Source organism: Serratia sp. CY74737 (assembly GCF_052166775.1).
Taxonomy (GTDB): Bacteria; Pseudomonadota; Gammaproteobacteria; order Enterobacterales; family Enterobacteriaceae; genus Serratia; species Serratia ureilytica.
On the sequence record NZ_JBJNOF010000005.1, the window covers coordinates 109,228 to 127,713 of the forward strand.

Genomic DNA, 18,486 nt, shown 5'->3' on the forward strand with positions numbered 1-18,486 from the left:
CAGAATTATTCTTTACAGATTGGGGGAGCCCGGCGCGATTTCAAGCCCAGAGGCCGATTTTCTCCGCGCGCCGGAAACGATGCCGTTATTCTGACCGTTATCATGCCAGCCAGTTCCCCAGGCAACAGGGTAAATATAGTGCATATTGCCCCGCTTAACCTGAGATTAATCAGCAACGTGGCAAAAAGAAAAGCCCGCAACCTCAGGTTGCGGGCTTTTTCATCGTGCGCCGGTTCGCCAGGCGAAACCGGGGGCGCCGTTCATCGCGCCCGGCACGCAGGCATTACGCCTGTTGAGTTTGGTTCATCAGCTCGCTGAAGGTAGTGGCTTTTTCAGTCACTTTCGCTTTTGCCAGCAGGGCTTCAACCGCTTGCTCTTCCAGAGCCACGTTGCGCATGTTGTTCATCAGCTCTTTGTTTTTGCTGTAGAACTCAATGACTTCGCTCGGATCTTCGTAGGCGGAGGCCATTTCTTCGATCAGCGTCTTCACGCGGTCTTCGTCAGCTTTCAGATCGTTGGTGCTGATCACTTCGCCCAGCAGCAGGCCAACCACTACGCGGCGTTTGGCTTGCTCTTCGAACAGCTCGCGTGGCAGTTCCAGCGCTTGCTTCTCGTTGCCGCCGAAACGCTGTGCAGCCTGACGACGCAGCACGTCGATTTCGCCGTCGATCAGCGCAGCAGGCACGTCGATTTCGTTCGCGCTCACCAGGCCTTCGATCGCCTGAGACTTGATGCGGTTACGCACGGCGCCTTTCAGCTCGCGCTCCATGTTCTTGCGAACTTCGGTGCGCAGACCGGCAACGGAACCGTCCGCCACGCCGAAACGCTTGATGAACTCTTCGGTCAGTTCCGGCAGCTCGCGCTCTTCAACTTTCTTCAGCACGATAGCGAATTTGGCCGCTTTGCCCTTCAGGTTTTCCGCGTGGTAGTCTTCCGGGAAGTTCACGTCGATGGAGAACTCTTCGCCCGCTTTGTGACCGACCAGACCTTCTTCGAAGCCTGGGATCATGCGGCCCTGGCCCATTGCCAGCACGAAGTCGGACGCTTTGCCGCCTTCGAACTCTTCACCGTCGATAGAACCGGTGAAGTCAACGGTTACGCGATCTTCAGCTTCCGCCGCGCGATCGGTTTCTTTCCAGGTCGCCTGCTGCTTGCGCAGAGTGTCCAGCATCGCGTCGACGTCTTCGTCGTTCACTTCCACTACTGGTTTTTCAACTTCGATGTTTTCCAGGCCTTTCAGCTCAACGTCTGGATACACTTCGAATTCAACGGCGAAAGTGAAGTCTTCACCTTCTTTGTACTCGCCCGGCACGTAGTTTGGTGCGCCGGCCGGATTAATCTTTTCTTTGATGATCGCGTCAACGAAGCTGCGCTGCATCGCTTCGCCCAGCACGTCCTGACGAACAGAGGCGCCGTAACGCTGTTCCACGATGTTCATCGGCACTTTGCCTTTGCGGAAGCCGTCGATACGCACGCTTTTCGCTGCGTTGATCAGCTCTTTCTTCACCGCCTGCTTGATAGTATCAGCCGGTACAGTAATAGAGAGACGGCGCCCAAGGCCTTGAGTGGTTTCTACTGAAACTTGCATCTTGTTACCTCAAAAAAATCACAGTGCTCGGTCAACTCCGTTCCAAGAACCAGGACGGCTACAAATAAGAACCGAGTTCCCTGATGACAGAAGCGTCCCGAAACCATTCCGGAAAAATAAGACGCGACATTATAGCGGCGCATGCATGGCGAGTCGAGGAAAGCTAGGCGGCGCAGGCGCGCTAAAAATCACACTTTTGTCGATTCGATCGCCAAAAGGCCGCCAAAACAGACCGAACGTTGGCCATATTGCGCATCGGCCGTGTCGTCGTCAAAAACAGAAACGGCCCGCAGGCCGTTTCAAAATTCGTCAGTAGTAATACCCTAATTCGAGGGCAAAGTTCCACTGATACCTGAAAATTTCCCCCTCAGGCCAGCGTTCCGGCGCCGCGGCACGGCGGCGAGGCCGGCACGGTATCCTGCAACCCTTCCCACTCTTTGAGCGTATAGGTGTGCAGCGCCAGCGCGTGTACGCCATCGGCCAACTCTTCCGACAATACCCCGTAGATGGAGCGGTGACGCGTCAAAAACCGTTCGCCGACGAAGCGATCGCTGACCAATACCACTTTGAAATGACTTTCTGAACCCGCCGGAACGTTATGACGATAGCTTTCATCAACGACTTCCAGATACGCGGGCTCAAACGCCGCCCTTAACTTTGCTTCTATTTGCTCGCGAATCATAGGATCTCCTTACAACACCGGCAGAGGACCGTGCCCATCTAGTTCAATATTAGCCGGTTTTCCCCCGTTTAGACCATCGCCTGGACAAATTTCTCTTTTCTGCGGTCAGAGGATGGGCGTCATCCCCGCCGCTTGGGGGATTATCCGATTGAGCGGGCCAAAAAAGCGTGTTTTTATCAACGGCAGGTAAAAATTTGTCACTCAGGCGCCTTCCGCGCTTCCACCGCACGGCGGCGATGCTATGATGTCGGCAATTCGTTGTCGGCTATCCCGCTCTGATTATTGCTAAATCCATCAAGAATGAGACAGAAAACATGTTAAAGAAACTTTGTCTTCCTTTGCTGACCGCCCTGCTGCTGGCCGGCTGCGCGACCAGCAGCAACACCCTGAACGTCACGCCGAAAATCGTTCTGCCGCAGCAGGATCCTACCCTGCAGGGCATCACCATCAGCATCAACGGCGCGGATCAGCGCACCGATCAGGCGCTGGCCAAGGTGAACCGCGACGGCCAACTGGTCACGCTGACGCCGTCGCGCGATCTGCGTTTCCTGCTGCAGGAAGTGCTGGAGAAACAAATGGGCGCCCGCGGTTACATGATTGGCGCCGACGGCCCGGTCGCGCTGCAGGTGGTCGTCAATAATCTGTACGCGGACGTATCCGAAGGCAACCTGCGCTACAACATCACCACCAAAGCCGACATCTCGATCATCGCCCAGGCGAAGAACGGCAACAAGCAGGTGAAAAACTACCGCTCGACCTATAACGTGCAGGGCGCCTTCACGGCGACCAACGACAAGATCACCGACGCCGTCAACTCCGTGCTGGGCGACGTGATCGCCGACATGGCGCAGGACACCAGCGTCAACGACTTTATCAAGCAAAACGCGCGCTAATCGGCGCGCCTGGCGCCGCCCGGCGGATCGGGCGGCGCAGACAGGGAACTCATGTCGAAACACTATCTGAACATCTTCACCCAGCGTAACTCCGCCATTCTGCTGCTGCTGGGCTTCGCGTCGGGTCTGCCGCTGGCACTGACCTCCGGCACGCTGCAAGCCTGGATGACCGTCGAAAACATCGATCTGAAAACCATCGGCATCTTCTCGCTGGTGGGCCAGGCCTACGTCTTCAAATTCCTCTGGTCGCCCTTCATGGATCGCTATACCCCGCCGTTCCTCGGGCGGCGGCGCGGTTGGCTGCTGATCAGCCAGCTGCTGCTGGTGGCGGCGATCGTGGCGATGGGCTTTATGCAACCCGCGCAGCACCTGTGGTGGCTGGCGGCGTTGGCGGTGCTGGTGGCGTTCTGCTCCGCCTCGCAAGATATCGTGTTCGACGCCTATAAAACCGACCTGCTGAAAGCCGAAGAACGCGGCGCGGGCGCGGCGATATCGGTGCTGGGTTATCGGCTGGCAATGCTGGTTTCCGGCGGCCTGGCGCTGTGGCTGGCGGATCGCTATTTCGGCTGGCAAGCCACCTACTGGCTGATGGCCGGATTGATGCTGATCGGCGTGGCCGCCACGCTGATGGCGCCGGAACCGGATGAAAGCATCCCGGCGCCGCGCACCATGGAACAGGCGGTCGTCGCGCCGCTGCGCGATTTCTTCGGCCGCAACAACGCCTGGCTGATCCTGCTGCTGATCGTGATGTACAAAATGGGCGACGCCTTCGCCGGCAGCCTGAGCACCACCTTCCTGATCCGCGGCGTGGGATTCGACGCCGGCGAAGTGGGGCTGGTGAACAAAACACTCGGGCTGTTCGCCACCATCGTCGGCGCTCTGTTCGGCGGCGTGCTGATGCAGCGTCTCACCCTGTTCCGCGCCCTGATGCTGTTCGGCGTCCTGCAGGCGGTCTCCAATCTCGGCTATTGGATCCTGGCGGTGACCGACAAGAACCTGCTCACCATGGGCAGCGCCATCTTCCTTGAAAACCTGTGCGGCGGCATGGGTACCGCGGCCTTCGTCGCGCTGCTGATGACGCTGTGCAACCGTTCGTTCTCCGCCACCCAGTTCGCGCTGCTGTCGGCGCTGTCCGCCGTGGGCCGCGTTTATGTCGGCCCGATCGCCGGCTGGTTCGTCGAAGCCCATGGCTGGCCGCTGTTCTATCTGTTTTCGATCGCCGCCGCGCTGCCGGGCTTGCTGTTGCTCGGCGTCTGCCGCCAGACGCTGGAACACACCCAGGAGCATGGCGACTTTATGCCGCGCACCGCGTTTACCCAGGCTTACCGCTGGGCGCTGCGCCTGCTGACGCTGGGCTGCTCGCTGCTGGGGCTGTGGTTGCTGCTGCTGATCGCTAATGCGCTCGACTGGACGCAGGCGCCGCTGTTGGCCGACCGACTGCTGCAGATCGGCGCCGCATTGAGCCTGCTCGGCGTCGCGATGGGCAGCATGCTGGATTATCTGGCGCTGCGCCGCGCTCGTTTGGCGTAACCCGACCGGCCGGCGATTTTGCCGGCCGAAAAAAAAGCGATCCAGGGGTGTATTTATTTCGTTAAAAAAAGATAATCAGCGAGAAAATTATTTTTTATCCGACTGCGGCGCTCGGAAATAAAATTAAATTCACCTTTAAGACACAATTATTTTACATTAAATAAACCTTTTCTGCGTATTTCCCCGCCGCGCATTTCTTCGCCAGATTCATCATACCTTTAGTTTTCCTTAACATACGGACTGCTCGTCACGATTCAGCGTGCCAACGCGTTGTTGTCATTGGTAAATTGTCACGCAGGGTTACATCTGTGACCCCCTTAACAGAAAGTGTCAACAAGCCGCTGACACTCCCTTAAGCATGTTTACAGTACTGCAACCTTCCCGTAAAATGCCCGCACACATGAAACGACAATTGAGCCTTTGTTATTGAGGTCGTTAGATGAGACTTAAGAAATACAATAAAAGTATTGGGATGCTGTCATTAATTGCAGGCACTGTATTGCTCAGTGGCTGCGATATGGTTTTGATGAATCCCAAAGGAGCAATTGGTGTTGAGCAACGGACACTGATTATCACTGCAATCGCGTTGATGTTGATCGTGGTGGTGCCAGTTATCTTCATGGCGTTCGCCTTTGCCTGGAAGTATCGCGCTTCCAACAAAGACGCCAAGTACAGTCCGAACTGGGCCCACTCCAACAAGATCGAAGCGGTCGTCTGGACCATTCCTATCATTATCATCGCCATCCTTGGCACCATTACCTGGAAGACTACCCACGAACTCGACCCGTTCAAGCCGATTGTCACCGACAAGAAGCCGATGACGATCGAAGTGGTGTCGCTCGACTGGAAATGGCTGTTCATCTATCCGGAACAAGGCATTGCGACCGTTAATGAGCTGGCTTTCCCGAAAGATGTTCCAGTCGAATTCAAGATCACCTCTAACTCGGTAATGAACTCGTTCTTTATCCCGCAGTTGGGTGGACAGATTTATGCGATGGCCGGCATGCAGACCAAACTGCACCTGATCGGCAACGAAGCCGGTGCCTACAAGGGCATCTCCAGCAGCTACAGCGGCGCAGGCTTCTCCGGTATGAAATTCACCGCGATCGTTACCCCGACCGAAGGCGACTTCGATCAGTGGGTGGCCAAGGTGAAGGCATCGCCTAAAAACCTGAACACCACCGACGACTTTAACAAACTGGCAGAGCCGAGTGAAAACAACCCGGTCGAGTACTTTGCCGCTGTCAAACCGAATTTGTTCAAAGAAACAATTGCCAAATTCATGGGCGACATGGATATGCACAAGGGCGCTGGCGCGCACGAAGGCATGGACATGAGCCAAGGTATGGACATGGGTGAACATGCTGCTCACGCCGGAGCCGAGGAATAACTGATGTTGGGAAAATTAACACTTGATGCGGTTCCGTACCACGAACCGATCATCATGGTCACCGTAGCCGCAATTATCGTCGGGGGCCTGGCAGTGCTGGCGCTGCTGACCTATTTCGGCAAATGGAAGTGGCTGTGGAGCGAATGGCTGACTTCGGTCGACCATAAAAAAATTGGTATCATGTATATCGTCGTGGCGATGGTCATGCTGCTGCGCGGCTTCGCCGACGCCATCATGATGCGTAGCCAGCAGGCGTTGGCGTCCGCCGGCGAAGCCGGATTCCTGCCGCCGCACCACTACGACCAGATCTTCACCGCGCACGGCGTCATCATGATCTTCTTCATGGCGATGCCTTTCGTGGTTGGCCTGATGAACGTCGTGGTGCCGCTGCAAATCGGCGCGCGCGACGTCGCCTTCCCGTTCCTGAACTCCCTGAGCTTCTGGTTCTTCGTGGTGGGCGTTGTGCTGATCAACATCTCCCTGGGGGTCGGTGAATTCGCTCAGACCGGTTGGCTGGCGTATCCGCCGCTGTCAGGTAAAGAGTACAGTCCTGGCGTCGGGGTCGATTACTGGATCTGGAGTCTGCAGATTTCCGGTCTGGGTACCCTGCTGACCGGCGTGAACTTCTTCGCCACCATTCTGAAGATGCGTGCCCCTGGCATGCCTATGATGAAGATGCCGGTGTTCACCTGGGCGGCGCTGTGTACCAACGTCCTGATCATCGTTTCTTTCCCAATTCTGACCGTCACCATCGCGCTGCTGACCCTGGATCGCTATCTGGGCACCCATTTCTTCACCAATGATATGGGCGGCAACATGATGATGTACATCAACCTGATTTGGGCCTGGGGTCACCCAGAGGTGTACATTCTGGTTCTGCCGGTGTTCGGCGTGTTCTCCGAAGTCACCGCAACCTTCTCCAGAAAACGCCTGTTCGGCTATACCTCACTGGTATGGGCAACCATCGCGATCACCGTTCTGTCGTTCATCGTATGGCTGCACCACTTCTTCACCATGGGGTCCGGCGCGAACGTTAACGCCTTCTTCGGTATCGCCACCATGATCATTTCCATCCCGACCGGGGTGAAAATCTTCAACTGGCTGTTCACCATGTATCAGGGCCGCATCAAGCTCAACTCCGCAATGCTGTGGACCGTTGGCTTCATCATCACCTTCTCCGTGGGTGGTATGACCGGCGTTCTGCTGGCGGTGCCGGGCGCGAACTTCGTGCTGCACAACAGCCTGTTCCTGATCGCGCACTTCCACAACGTCATCATCGGCGGCGTGGTGTTCGGTTGCTTCGCGGGCCTGACCTACTGGTTCCCGAAATCCTTCGGCTTCACGCTGAACGAAAAATGGGGCATCCGCGCGTTCTGGTTCTGGATCATCGGCTTCTTCACCGCCTTCATGCCGCTGTACGCATTGGGCTTTATGGGCATGACCCGTCGTATCAGCCAGAACATCAACCCTGAGTTCCACCCTCTGCTGCTGGTTGCAGCCGGCGGTGCGGCGCTGATCGCCTGCGGCATCTTGTGCCAGCTGACCCAGATCTTCGTCAGTATCCGTGACCGCGAACAGAACCGCGATCTGACCGGTGACCCATGGGGCGCTCGTACTCTGGAGTGGTCAACGTCTTCTCCACCGCCGTTCTATAACTTTGCCGTAGTGCCGCAGATTCATGACCGTGATGAGTTCTGGGACATGAAAGAAAAAGGCGAAGCCTATAAGAAACCGGCTAAGTACGAACCGATTCATATGCCTAAGAACACCGGCGCCGGCGTTATCATCGCCTTCTTCAGCCTGGTATTCGGTTTCGCAATGATTTGGGAAATCTGGTGGATGGCTCTGGCCGGTTTCATCGGTATGATCGTCGTCTGGATCGGCAAGAGCTTCGATCACGATGTTGACTACTATGTGCAGGTTGATGAAATCGAGCGCATTGAGAACCAACACTACGAACAAATCCGTAAAGCAGGCGTGAACCATGTCAACTGAAACTCTGACCAATCATAACGCAGCCCATGCAGAGCATGGGCACCACGATGCGGGTGAGACCAAGGTCTTCGGATTCTGGATCTACCTGATGAGCGACTGTATTTTGTTTGCGAGCTTGTTCGCGACTTATGCAGTCCTGGTGAACGGGACCGCCGGCGGTCCCTCTGGCAAAGACATCTTCGACCTGAAGTTTGTCTTGGTCGAAACTTTCCTGCTGTTATTCAGCTCCATCACCTACGGCATGGCGATGATCGCCATGAACAAGGGTAAAGTTGGCGGTGTAAACACCTGGCTGTTCCTGACCTTCCTGTTCGGTCTGGGCTTCGTGGCGATGGAAATCTATGAATTCCATCACCTGATCGCCGAAGGCTTCGGTCCGGATCGCAGCGCGTTCCTGTCCAGCTTCTTCGCGCTGGTCGGCACCCACGGTCTGCACGTGACTTCCGGCCTGATTTGGATCATCGTGCTGATGATTCAGGTGAGCAAGTTCGGCCTGACCGCGACCAACAAAACCCGCCTGATGTGCCTGAGCCTGTTCTGGCACTTCCTGGACGTGGTCTGGATCTGCGTATTTACCGTTGTCTACCTGCTGGGGGTTATGTAATGAGCCATTCATCCCATGAAACCTCTCACGGCGGCGCAAGCCACGGCAGCGTGAAGTCATACCTGATCGGCTTTATCCTGTCGATCATCCTGACGGTAATTCCATTTGCGATGGTAATGAACGGCACTGCCTCTCATTCCACCATCCTGGCGGTTGTTGTCGGTATGGCGGTTATCCAGGTGATTGTTCACCTGGTTTACTTCCTGCACATGAACACCTCATCGGAAGAGCGCTGGAACCTGGTGGCATTGCTGTTCACCGCTATGATCATCGGTATCGTTGTTGTAGGTTCACTCTGGATTATGTACAACCTCAACATCAATATGATGGTCGATTAAGAGCTGAGCTGCACGTGATGATTAAGCAATACCTGCAAGTCACTAAACCAGGAATTATTTTCGGCAATTTAATTTCTGTCGTTGGGGGATTCCTGCTCGCTTCCAAAGGGAGCATCGACTATCCCCTGTTTCTCGCCACCCTGGTGGGTGTCTCGTTGGTGGTCGCGTCGGGCTGTGTGTTTAACAACTACATCGACCGCGACATCGACAAGAAGATGGAGAGAACGAAGAATCGGGTGCTGGTAAAAGGCCTGATCGCGCCGAGTGTCACCCTGGTTTATGCGACCGCGTTGGGTATTGTGGGCTTCGCGTTGCTGTATATCGCGGCCAACCCGCTGGCCATGTGGCTGGCGGTGATGGGCTTCGTGGTTTATGTCGGCGTTTACAGCCTGTACATGAAGCGCCACTCGGTCTACGGCACGCTGATCGGCAGCTTGTCGGGTGCCGCGCCGCCGGTTATCGGTTACTGCGCGGTCACCAACGAGTTCGACGCCGGCGCGTTGATCCTGCTGGCTATCTTTAGCCTGTGGCAGATGCCGCATTCTTATGCGATCGCTATCTTCCGCTTTAAAGATTACCAGGCGGCCAACATTCCGGTGCTGCCGGTGGTGAAAGGCATTTCCGTCGCCAAGAACCACATCACGGTCTACATCCTGGCGTTTATGATCGCCACGCTGATGCTGACCCTGGTGGGCTACGCCGGCTACAAATACCTGATCGTCGCTGCGGCGGTGAGCGTATGGTGGCTGGGCATGGCGCTGCGCGGTTACAAAACCGAAAACGACAGCGTCTGGGCGCGTAAACTGTTCGTGTTCTCCATCGTCGCCATCACCTCGCTGAGCGTGATGATGTCGATCGACTTCAGCGCCACGGCGGCGCCTGAAGCGCTGGTGACCTACGTTTGGTAAGCCAAATCATCTGTCAATGGGCCGCGTATGCGGCCCATTTTATTTGTCACGCCGAAAAGCGGCCAAACTGTAATATCTGTTAAACAACATTCGATTTACCCCCCCTGCCCTGCACACTAAAATGACGCAGCTTTACAGAAATCATGCCATCAGGCGCTGTCTCAACGTCTGATGGCATGGTTTTTACCGAGGTTTGATGTGAACGATAATTCAATGACCCCGCAGGAGCGCCGCGCCACCTGGGGATTGGGCACCGTATTCTCCCTGCGCATGCTCGGCATGTTTATGGTCTTGCCGGTGTTGACCACCTACGGCATGGCGCTCAACGGCGCCAGCGAAGCGCTGATCGGCATCGCCATCGGCATTTACGGCCTGGCGCAGGCGGTGTTTCAGATCCCGTTCGGCCTGGTGTCCGATCGCATCGGCCGCAAGCCGCTGATCGTCGGCGGCCTGCTGATCTTTGCCCTCGGCAGCGTGATCGCCGCGGTCACTGACTCTATCTGGGGCGTGATCCTCGGCCGCGCGTTGCAAGGCTCCGGCGCCATCGCCGCCGCGGTAATGGCGCTGCTCTCCGATCTGACCCGCGAGCAGAACCGCACCAAAGCGATGGCGTTTATCGGCGTCAGTTTCGGCATCACCTTCGCCATCGCCATGGTTCTGGGCCCTATCATCACTCACGCCTTGGGCTTGCACGCGCTGTTCTGGATGATCGCCGTGCTGGCGCTGGCCGGCATCGTCATCACCCTGGCGGTGGTGCCTTCCGCCGACACCCATCTGCTGAACCGCGAGTCCAGCATCGTGCGCGGCAGCTTCCGCAAAGTGCTGAGCAACTCGCGCCTGTTGAAACTCAATTTCGGCATCATGTGTCTGCACATTCTGCTGATGTCGAGCTTCGTGGCGCTGCCGCTGGCGATGGAAAAAGCCGGGCTGGCGGCCAGCGAACACTGGATCGTCTACCTGGTGACCATGCTGGTGTCGTTCGCCGCCGTGGTGCCGTTCATTATCTATGCCGAGAAATATCGCCGCATGAAGCAGGTGTTTATGGGCTGCGTGGCGGTGCTGTTCTGCGCCGAAGTGCTGCTGTGGCTCTCCGGCGCTCATCTATGGGGCATCATCGCCGGCGTGCAGCTGTTCTTTATGGCCTTCAACGTGATGGAAGCCATCCTGCCTTCGCTGATCAGCAAAGAATCGCCGGCCGGCTACAAGGGCACCGCGATGGGGGTGTACTCCACCAGCCAGTTTATCGGCGTGGCGATCGGCGGCAGCCTCGGCGGCTGGCTGTACGGTTTGCAGGGGGCAGGCTTGGTGTTTATCGCCGGCGCAGTATTGGCCGCCGTCTGGTTCCTGGTCAGCAGCACCATGAAAGAGCCGCCGTATGTCAGCAGCCTGCGCATTACGCTGTCGGAACTGGCGGTGAAGGATTCAGCGCTGGAAAGCCGCCTGAAGGCGCAGCCCGGCGTGGCCGAGGCGATCGTCGTGCCGGAAGAGCGCAGCGCCTACGTCAAAGTGGATACCAAGCAGACCAATCGCGGTCAGTTGGAAGCGCTGGTCAATTCGCTGTAAAAAATCAGGGCCGGCAATGCCGGCCCCGTCGAGATTAATCGCGGAAGTTCTTGAACTGGAACGGCTGGCCCAGATCGCCGCCGCGCACCAGCGCCATCACGCTCTGCAAGTCGTCGCGTGACTTGCCGGTCACCCGCACTTCTTCGCCCTGGATCTGCGCCTGCACCTTCAGCTTGCTGTCTTTGATCAGCTTGACGATTTTCTTCGCCACGCTGGTTTCAATCCCCTGCTTCAGCTTGGCTTCCACGCTGTAGGTTTTACCGCTGTGGGTAAACTCGTCCGGGATCTCCAGCGCGGCGCCGTCGATGCTGCGTTTGCTCAGCTTTTCGCGCAGAATGTCGAGCAGCTGCTGCACCTGAAAATCAGACTCGGTGGCAACCTTGATGCTTTGATTCTTCTCGTTTAGCTCAAAGCTGGCCGGCACGTTGCGAAAATCCCAGCGGGTGCCGAGATCGCGGGTGGCGTTCTCAACGGCGTTACGCACTTCCTGCATATCAATTTCGGAAACGATGTCGAAAGATGGCATACTTCTTCCTCCTGAATGAGTGCCTAATAGCTTAGGCGATTTTGATGCCGAGCATGATAACCGCTTTGCCGCCTCAGACAAAATCTGCTGAACGCACGCAGGGATAGCGCTTCAGGCTGCCATAAAGCCTATAGTTAGATCACGGTAATTGAGCGGTATTCCCGTGTTTCCAAGGAGACTGAATGAAAATAACCATTCTTGGTTGCGGCGCGCTCGGACAACTGTGGCTCTCCCGGCTGTATCAGCAGGGCCACGATGTACAGGGATGGCTAAGAGTGCCGCAGCCTTTTTGCGCCGTGAACGTGGTAGAGCCGGAAGGCGTCTCGTTTAATCGCAATTTGCCCACCAACGATCCGGAGCACCTCGCGCAAAGCGAGCTGCTGCTGGTGACGCTGAAAGCCTGGCAGGTATCCAGCGCGGTCAGCGCGCTGTTGCCGAAGCTGAGCCCCCGCTGCGCCATCTTGCTGCTGCACAACGGCATGGGCACTCAGGAAGAGCTGCCGCCGAACGGCCAGCCCATCTTGCAGGGCAGCACCACCCACGCCGCGCGCCACGAAGGCAGCACCATTATCCACGTCGCCACCGGCATCACCCACATCGGCCCCACCTCACCGGCCGCCCAGCACCTCAGCCACCTGGCGGAAGTGCTGCATCAGGCGCTGCCCGACGTCGCCTGGCACAACAACATCGCCTCGGCCAACTGGCGCAAGCTGGCGGTCAACTGCGTGATCAACCCGCTGACGGCGCTGTACGGCTGCCGCAACGGCGATCTGCAGCGCTACCCAGAGCAGATCGAAGCGCTGTGTCGTGAAGTCGCCAGCGTGATGGCCATGGAGGGTTACCACACCTCCTGCGAAGGCCTGATGCAATACGTGATGGACGTGATCCACAGCACCGCCGACAACGTTTCGTCGATGCTGCAGGATATCCGCAGCCAGCGGCATACCGAGATCGACTACATCACCGGCTACCTGCTGCGCCGCGCGCGCAGCCACGGCCTCACGCTGCCGGAGAATGCGCGGCTGTTTGAATTGATTAAACGAAAGGAAAATGAATATGAGCGTATCGGCGCTGGTCTGCCTGGCACCTGGTAGCGAAGAAACCGAAGCCGTCACCACCATCGATCTGCTGGTGCGGGCGGGCGTTAAAGTCACTACCGCCAGCGTCGCCGGCGACGGCGAGCTGACTATCGTTTGTTCGCGCGGCGTCAAGCTGCTGGCCGACGCGCCGCTGGTGGCGATCGTCGATGAGCCTTTCGACGCCATCGTGCTGCCCGGCGGCCTGCAGGGGGCGGAATGCTTCCGCGACAGTCCGCTGCTGGTGGAAAAAGTGCGGCAGATGCATCTGCAGGGCCACATCGTCGCCGCCATCTGCGCGGCCCCGGCGCTGGTGTTGCAGCACCACGATCTGTTCCCGATCGGCAACATGACCGGTTTCCCAGGTTTGAAAGATCGGATACCGGCGGATAAATGGATGGAGCGCCGCGTGGTGTACGACGCGCGCGTCAACCTGCTCACCAGCCAGGGGCCGGGCACCGCGATGGAGTTTGCGCTGAAGCTGATAGACCTGCTGCTCGGCAAGGCCAAAGCGGCGGAGATCGCCGCGCAGCTGGTGCTGATCCCTGGGATGTACGATTTCCGCGACTGAGCGGCTTGCCGATAAAAAAAGGGCTGAACACCGGTTCAGCCCCTCTCGTTTACGCCGCTGCCCGCGTTACGGGCGATAAACCTTCACGTTGCTGAAGCCCTGCTCCAGCAGGTACAGCGCCTGCAGGCGGCTCATTACGCCGCGCTCGCAGTACAGCAGATAGGTTTTGCTCTGATCCAGATCGCCGAACTGGGTGCTCAGCTTGTAGAACGGCAGCGCTTTCACTTCAACCTGTTCCAGCTGCAACGGCTTCTCTTCCTGCTCGTCGTTGGAACGGATATCCAGGATCACCTCGTCGGCGCCGAAGGCCGCGACGGTTTCCACTTCGGTCACCTGCTCCTGCGCCTGCTCGGCGATGGAGCGAATATCGACGTTCTTCGCCTCACTCACCACCCGATCGAGAATGCTGAAATCGAAGTGGCTTTCTTCCTCTTCAATCTTGGCCTTGACGGCTTTTACCGTCGGGCTCTTCGAAATCACGCCGCAGTATTCCGGCATGGTTTTGGCGAAGTCTTCGGTGCCGATTTCACGCGCCAGTTTGATGATGTGCTCTTTATCGTGCGAGATCAGCGGACGCAGGATCAGCGTATCGGACGCATTGTCGATCAAGCGCAGGTTGGTCAGCGTCTGGCTGGACACCTGCCCCAGCGCTTCACCGGTTACCAGCGCCTGCACGCCGTAGCGTTCGGCCACTTGCGAAGCGGCGCGCACCATCATGCGCTTGAGCACCACGCCCATCTGGCCGTCGTCGACTTTCTCCAGGATCTCGCCCACCACCGGTTCGAAGTCGATGGCGACGAAGCGCACTTTGTGCGAACTGGCGAAACGGTTCCACAGATAGTGCGCCACCTGCTTCACGCCAATCTCATGCGCGGCGCCGCCCAGGTTAAAGAAGCAGAAGTGCACGCGGCAGCCGCGACGCATCAGCATATAGCTGGACACGCCCGAGTCGAAACCGCCGGAAATCAGCGACATCACGTCTTCCTGAGTGCCGACCGGGTAACCGCCGATACCTTCGAGGCGGCGTTTAACCAGCATCAGCTTGTCGTCTTCGATCTCGAGGTTTACCGTGACCTGCGGGCGGGTCAGGTTAACGCGCGCGCTGTCGATATGCTGGTTCAGACCGCCGCCGACGTAGCGCTCCACGTCCTGCGAGTTGAAGGCCTGCTTGCCGCGGCGCTTGACGCGCACGCAGAAGGTTTTGCCTTCCAGCTGGGCGCGGTAGGCTTCCAGCGTCTGCTCGAAGATGTGGTGGATATCGGTATAAGCGCGATCTTCCACTTCCAGAATATGGTGGATGCCGGGGATCCGCGTCAGCGCGTCGGCGATGACCGGCCGCTGGTTTTCATCTTTGGCGCGAACTTCGATATGATCCCAGTGACGGACGACCGCCAGCGTTTCATCATACTGCTTCAGGACGTTGCGAATATTGGTCGAGAGAATCTTGATAAAGCGCAAGCGCACAGATTGGCTCTTGATGGTGATTTCCGGGAACAATTTAATGATAAACTTCATGGCGGTCTTTGTTGTCAGATAAGAATTACGGCGCGGAGTATATCACCATATCGCCGTGCTCTGCGCACAAAACCATACATGAGCGCCATGATTTGCTAATCAAGATCCGCTAGGATAGGCTCTGGCGCCACGGTTCACATGATGACGTAAAAAGAAAATTATGCCGAAAAAACCAGCACAATCAGCCAGTACAGAGCAAACAGCCAGCTTTGAAAGCGCCCTCGGCGAGCTGGAAAGCATCGTGACGCGTCTGGAGTCGGGCGAACTGCCGCTGGAAGACGCGCTGAACGAATTCGAACGCGGCGTGCAGCTGGCGCGTCAAGGCCAGCAGAAACTGCAACAGGCGGAACAGCGTGTGCAGATCCTCCTTAACGACAGCGCCGACGACGCGGCGTTGGCGCCTTTCACACCGGATACCGAGTAACCGACATGTCTGAGATCGTCCCATCGGCCGCTTTTGCCGATCAACTGCAGATTTTCCGCCGGCGCGCCGATCGCGCGCTGCTGGATTTCATCGCCCCGCTGCCGTTCAACGACGGCAACATGGTGGCGGCGATGCGTCATGGTGCCTTACTGGGCGGCAAGCGCCTGCGCCCGTTCCTGGTGTATACCACCGGCCAGATGTTCGGCGTATCGCTGACCAACCTGGACGCGCCGGCGGCGGCGGTGGAATGCATTCACGCCTACTCGCTGATCCACGACGATCTGCCGGCGATGGACGACGACGATCTGCGCCGCGGCCAGCCGACCTGCCACATTAAATTCGGCGAAGCCAACGCGATCCTGGCCGGCGATGCGCTGCAAACGCTGGCGTTTTCGATCCTGGCCGATGCCGAAATGCCCGACGTGGCGCTGCGCGATCGGCTGGCGATGGTCTCCGAACTGGCGGCAGCCAGCGGCGTCGCCGGCATGTGCGGCGGCCAATCGCTGGATCTGGAGGCCGAAGGCAAGCGTGTCGATCTGCAGGCGCTGGAGCAGATCCACCGCCACAAAACCGGTGCGCTGATCCGCGCCGCGGTGCGTCTGGGCGCGCTGAGCGCCGGCGAAGCAGGACGAGCGGCGCTGCCGCAGTTGGATCGTTATGCCGCTGCGGTCGGCCTGGCGTTCCAGGTGCAAGATGACATTTTGGACGTTGTCGGCGAGACTGAAAAGATCGGCAAGCGCCAGGGAGCGGACCAACAACACGGAAAGAGTACCTACCCGGCGTTACTCGGGCTTGACAGCGCGAAAGCAAAAGCGTGGGATCTCTATCAGGAAGCATTAGCTGCATTAGACACTTTGGCAGCGCAATCTTATAACACAGCGCCATTGCGAGCGTTAGCCAGCTTCATTATTGAACGCGACAATTAACGTGTGACGTTAACTCCTCTGATATGAGTATCGAATGAGTCTTGATATAGCCAAATACCCAACCCTGGCGCTAGCGGAAAACCCCGAGGAACTCCGCTCACTGCCCAAAGAGAGCTTGCCGAAGCTGTGCGATGAGCTGCGGCAATATCTGCTGAACAGCGTCAGTCGCTCCAGCGGCCACTTTGCCTCCGGGCTGGGTACCGTCGAACTGACGGTGGCGTTGCATTTCGTCTACAACACGCCGTTCGATCATCTGGTGTGGGACGTCGGCCACCAGGCCTACCCGCACAAAATCCTGACCGGCCGCCGCGACCGGATCGCCACTATCCGGCAAAAGAACGGGTTGCACCCCTTCCCGTGGCGCGCCGAAAGCGAATACGACGTGCTGTCGGTCGGCCATTCGTCAACCTCGATCAGCGCCGGCCTCGGCATGGCGGTGGCGGCAGAGCGTGAAGGCAAAGGCCGCCGCACGGTGTGCGTGATCGGCGATGGCGCCATCACCGCCGGCATGGCGTTCGAAGCGATGAACCACGCCGGCGACATCAATCCGGACATGCTGGTGGTGCTGAACGACAACGAGATGTCGATCTCGGAAAACGTCGGCGCGCTGAACAACCATCTGGCACAGCTGCTGTCCGGCAAGCTTTACTCCACCCTGCGCGAAGGCGGCAAGAAAGTGCTGGCCGGCGTGCCGCCGATCAAGGAGCTGGTGAAACGCACCGAAGAGCACCTGAAAGGCATGGTGGTGCCGGGTACGCTGTTCGAAGAGCTGGGCTTCAACTACATCGGCCCGGTAGACGGGCACGACGTACAGGGCCTGGTCGCCACGTTGAAAAACATGCGCGATCTGAAAGGCCCGCAGCTGTTGCACATCATGACCAAGAAAGGCCGCGGTTACGCGCCGGCGGAGAAGGATCCGATCAGCTTCCACGCGGTGCCGAAGTTCGATCCCGCCAGCGGCACGCTGCCGAAAAGCGCCGGCGGTCTGCCGACCTATTCGAAAATCTTCGGCGACTGGCTGTGTGAAACCGCCGCCAAAGACAGCTCACTGATGGCGATCACGCCGGCGATGCGCGAAGGTTCCGGCATGGTGCAGTTCTCGCGCGACTATCCGCAGCAATATTTCGATGTGGCGATCGCCGAGCAGCACGCGGTCACCTTCGCCGCCGGGCTGGCGATCGGCGGCTACAAGCCGGTGGTGGCGATCTATTCCACCTTCCTGCAACGCGCCTACGATCAGCTGATCCATGACGTGGCGATCCAAAACCTGCCGGTGATGTTCGCCATCGATCGCGGCGGCATCGTCGGCGCCGACGGCCAGACCCACCAGGGGGCGTTCGATCTGTCGTTCATGCGCTGCATCCCGACCATGGTGATCATGACGCCGAGCGACGAAAACGAATGCCGCCAGATGCTGTATACCGGCTATCACTACAACGACGGCCCGAGCGCCGTGCGCTATCCGCGCGGCACCGGCACCGGCGCTGTGCTGGAGCCGCTCAGCCTGCTGCCGATCGGCAAAGGCGTGGTGCGCCGCCAGGGGGAAAAGATCGCCATTCTCAACTTCGGCACCCTGCTGCCGGAGGCCGCTGCGGCGGCGGAAGCGCTCAACGCCACGCTGGTCGACATGCGCTTCGTCAAACCGCTGGACGAGCAGCTGGTGCTCGAACTGGCCGCCAGCCATGAAACGCTGGTCACGCTGGAAGAGAACGCCATCATGGGCGGCGCCGGCAGCGGCGTCAACGAACTGCTGATGGCCAAACGCCGTCCGGTGCCGGTGCTGAACCTCGGCCTGCCGGACAGCTTCGTCTCACAGGGCACCCAAGAAGAACTGCGCGCCGATCTGGGGCTGGACGCCGCCGGCATTCAGCGCCAAATCGAAACCTGGCTGGCGCAGTAATTCGCCACTCGCGCCTGATAAAACGCCTCCGCCTTCGGGGGCGTTTTCATTTCCGCC

17 protein-coding genes are annotated in these 18,486 nt (G+C 58.2%); 13 read left to right on the forward strand and 4 right to left on the reverse strand.

Annotated elements, in window-relative coordinates; all coding sequences use genetic code 11:
• Positions 1 to 283: 283 nt before the first annotated feature.
• Complete coding sequence (tig, locus tag ACJ8PE_RS08965) at positions 284 to 1,588, reverse strand: trigger factor (protein ID WP_117188096.1); 1,305 nt, start codon at positions 1,586 to 1,588, stop codon at positions 284 to 286.
• A 367-nt stretch (positions 1,589 to 1,955) separates the two neighbouring features.
• Entirely contained in the window at positions 1,956 to 2,270 is a 315-nt protein-coding gene (bolA, locus tag ACJ8PE_RS08970; RefSeq protein WP_004940361.1) for a transcriptional regulator BolA, read from the reverse strand.
• Between the two features lie 314 nt (positions 2,271 to 2,584).
• On the opposite strand from bolA, the gene ACJ8PE_RS08975 reads away from it, so the two are divergent.
• From ACJ8PE_RS08975 to ACJ8PE_RS09010, 8 genes are all read left to right on the forward strand, one after another.
• Entirely contained in the window at positions 2,585 to 3,163 is a 579-nt protein-coding gene (locus ACJ8PE_RS08975) for a lipoprotein (protein WP_033642071.1), read from the forward strand.
• Between the two features lie 51 nt (positions 3,164 to 3,214).
• Entirely contained in the window at positions 3,215 to 4,693 is a 1,479-nt protein-coding gene (gene ampG, locus ACJ8PE_RS08980) for a muropeptide MFS transporter AmpG (protein WP_197793429.1), read from the forward strand.
• 439 nt (positions 4,694 to 5,132) lie between these two features.
• The gene (cyoA, locus tag ACJ8PE_RS08985; RefSeq protein WP_033642069.1) at positions 5,133 to 6,083 is read left to right on the forward strand and encodes a cytochrome o ubiquinol oxidase subunit II; all 951 of its coding nucleotides are present in this window, start codon (positions 5,133 to 5,135) and stop codon (positions 6,081 to 6,083) included.
• Between the two features lie 3 nt (positions 6,084 to 6,086).
• Entirely contained in the window at positions 6,087 to 8,078 is a 1,992-nt protein-coding gene (cyoB, locus tag ACJ8PE_RS08990; RefSeq protein WP_033642067.1) for a cytochrome o ubiquinol oxidase subunit I, read from the forward strand.
• Positions 8,068 to 8,682: a cytochrome o ubiquinol oxidase subunit III gene (locus tag ACJ8PE_RS08995; RefSeq protein WP_004940367.1), complete on the forward strand. Its 615-nt coding sequence runs from the start codon at positions 8,068 to 8,070 to the stop codon at positions 8,680 to 8,682. The genes cyoB and ACJ8PE_RS08995 overlap by 11 nt, the downstream gene beginning before the upstream one ends.
• Positions 8,682 to 9,020 (forward strand): cytochrome o ubiquinol oxidase subunit IV, encoded by a 339-nt coding sequence (locus ACJ8PE_RS09000; protein ID WP_004940369.1) that lies wholly within the window; start codon positions 8,682 to 8,684, stop codon positions 9,018 to 9,020. Before ACJ8PE_RS08995 ends, ACJ8PE_RS09000 begins: the two co-directional genes overlap by 1 nt.
• 17 nt (positions 9,021 to 9,037) lie before the next feature.
• Positions 9,038 to 9,928: a heme o synthase gene (gene cyoE / locus ACJ8PE_RS09005; RefSeq protein ID WP_025301761.1), complete on the forward strand. Its 891-nt coding sequence runs from the start codon at positions 9,038 to 9,040 to the stop codon at positions 9,926 to 9,928.
• Between the two features lie 198 nt (positions 9,929 to 10,126).
• A complete protein-coding gene (locus ACJ8PE_RS09010) occupies positions 10,127 to 11,491 on the forward strand; it encodes an MFS transporter (RefSeq protein ID WP_025301760.1) in 1,365 nt (454 codons plus the stop codon).
• Positions 11,492 to 11,525: 34 nt separating this feature from the next.
• Here ACJ8PE_RS09010 and ACJ8PE_RS09015 read toward each other — a convergent pair whose 3' ends face one another.
• Positions 11,526 to 12,017, reverse strand: coding sequence for a YajQ family cyclic di-GMP-binding protein (locus ACJ8PE_RS09015; protein WP_164057380.1), 492 nt, complete (start codon positions 12,015 to 12,017; stop codon positions 11,526 to 11,528).
• 182 nt (positions 12,018 to 12,199) lie between these two features.
• On the opposite strand from ACJ8PE_RS09015, the gene panE reads away from it, so the two are divergent.
• Complete coding sequence (gene panE / locus ACJ8PE_RS09020) at positions 12,200 to 13,111, forward strand: 2-dehydropantoate 2-reductase (RefSeq protein ID WP_442536746.1); 912 nt, start codon at positions 12,200 to 12,202, stop codon at positions 13,109 to 13,111.
• The gene (gene yajL, locus ACJ8PE_RS09025) at positions 13,074 to 13,664 is read left to right on the forward strand and encodes a protein deglycase YajL (protein ID WP_033642064.1); all 591 of its coding nucleotides are present in this window, start codon (positions 13,074 to 13,076) and stop codon (positions 13,662 to 13,664) included. Before panE ends, yajL begins: the two co-directional genes overlap by 38 nt.
• A 66-nt stretch (positions 13,665 to 13,730) precedes the next feature.
• Here the strand turns inward: yajL and thiI are convergent, their stop codons facing one another.
• Complete coding sequence (thiI, locus tag ACJ8PE_RS09030) at positions 13,731 to 15,179, reverse strand: tRNA uracil 4-sulfurtransferase ThiI (RefSeq protein WP_033642063.1); 1,449 nt, start codon at positions 15,177 to 15,179, stop codon at positions 13,731 to 13,733.
• Positions 15,180 to 15,339: 160 nt separating this feature from the next.
• Between thiI and xseB the strand changes: the two genes are divergently transcribed.
• Genes xseB through dxs form a run of 3 tightly spaced genes read left to right on the forward strand, consistent with a single transcriptional unit; the run spans position 15,340 to position 18,429 of the window.
• Positions 15,340 to 15,603, forward strand: a complete 264-nt coding sequence (gene xseB, locus ACJ8PE_RS09035; protein WP_033642062.1) for an exodeoxyribonuclease VII small subunit — start codon at positions 15,340 to 15,342, stop codon at positions 15,601 to 15,603.
• A 5-nt stretch (positions 15,604 to 15,608) separates the two neighbouring features.
• Positions 15,609 to 16,529 carry a (2E,6E)-farnesyl diphosphate synthase gene (ispA, locus tag ACJ8PE_RS09040; protein ID WP_033651083.1) on the forward strand — a complete coding sequence of 307 codons (921 nt, stop codon included), beginning with the start codon at positions 15,609 to 15,611 and terminating at the stop codon, positions 16,527 to 16,529.
• Between the two features lie 34 nt (positions 16,530 to 16,563).
• Positions 16,564 to 18,429: a 1-deoxy-D-xylulose-5-phosphate synthase gene (gene dxs / locus ACJ8PE_RS09045; RefSeq protein WP_033651082.1), complete on the forward strand. Its 1,866-nt coding sequence runs from the start codon at positions 16,564 to 16,566 to the stop codon at positions 18,427 to 18,429.
• Positions 18,430 to 18,486: the final 57 nt, after the last annotated feature.

Coding starts and splice junctions, on each gene's coding strand:
- ACJ8PE_RS09015 (WP_164057380.1), bottom strand. CDS start 12,017: ATGCCATCTTTCGACATCGTTTCCGAAATTGATATGCAGGAAGTGCGT.
- cyoE (WP_025301761.1), top strand. CDS start 9,038: ATGATTAAGCAATACCTGCAAGTCACTAAACCAGGAATTATTTTCGGC.
- xseB (WP_033642062.1), top strand. CDS start 15,340: ATGCCGAAAAAACCAGCACAATCAGCCAGTACAGAGCAAACAGCCAGC.
- ampG (WP_197793429.1), top strand. CDS start 3,215: ATGTCGAAACACTATCTGAACATCTTCACCCAGCGTAACTCCGCCATT.
- ispA (WP_033651083.1), top strand. CDS start 15,609: ATGTCTGAGATCGTCCCATCGGCCGCTTTTGCCGATCAACTGCAGATT.
- dxs (WP_033651082.1), top strand. CDS start 16,564: ATGAGTCTTGATATAGCCAAATACCCAACCCTGGCGCTAGCGGAAAAC.
- panE (WP_442536746.1), top strand. CDS start 12,200: ATGAAAATAACCATTCTTGGTTGCGGCGCGCTCGGACAACTGTGGCTC.
- cyoA (WP_033642069.1), top strand. CDS start 5,133: ATGAGACTTAAGAAATACAATAAAAGTATTGGGATGCTGTCATTAATT.
- ACJ8PE_RS08975 (WP_033642071.1), top strand. CDS start 2,585: ATGTTAAAGAAACTTTGTCTTCCTTTGCTGACCGCCCTGCTGCTGGCC.
- tig (WP_117188096.1), bottom strand. CDS start 1,588: ATGCAAGTTTCAGTAGAAACCACTCAAGGCCTTGGGCGCCGTCTCTCT.
- yajL (WP_033642064.1), top strand. CDS start 13,074: ATGAGCGTATCGGCGCTGGTCTGCCTGGCACCTGGTAGCGAAGAAACC.
- ACJ8PE_RS09000 (WP_004940369.1), top strand. CDS start 8,682: ATGAGCCATTCATCCCATGAAACCTCTCACGGCGGCGCAAGCCACGGC.
- cyoB (WP_033642067.1), top strand. CDS start 6,087: ATGTTGGGAAAATTAACACTTGATGCGGTTCCGTACCACGAACCGATC.
- ACJ8PE_RS08995 (WP_004940367.1), top strand. CDS start 8,068: ATGTCAACTGAAACTCTGACCAATCATAACGCAGCCCATGCAGAGCAT.
- bolA (WP_004940361.1), bottom strand. CDS start 2,270: ATGATTCGCGAGCAAATAGAAGCAAAGTTAAGGGCGGCGTTTGAGCCC.
- thiI (WP_033642063.1), bottom strand. CDS start 15,179: ATGAAGTTTATCATTAAATTGTTCCCGGAAATCACCATCAAGAGCCAA.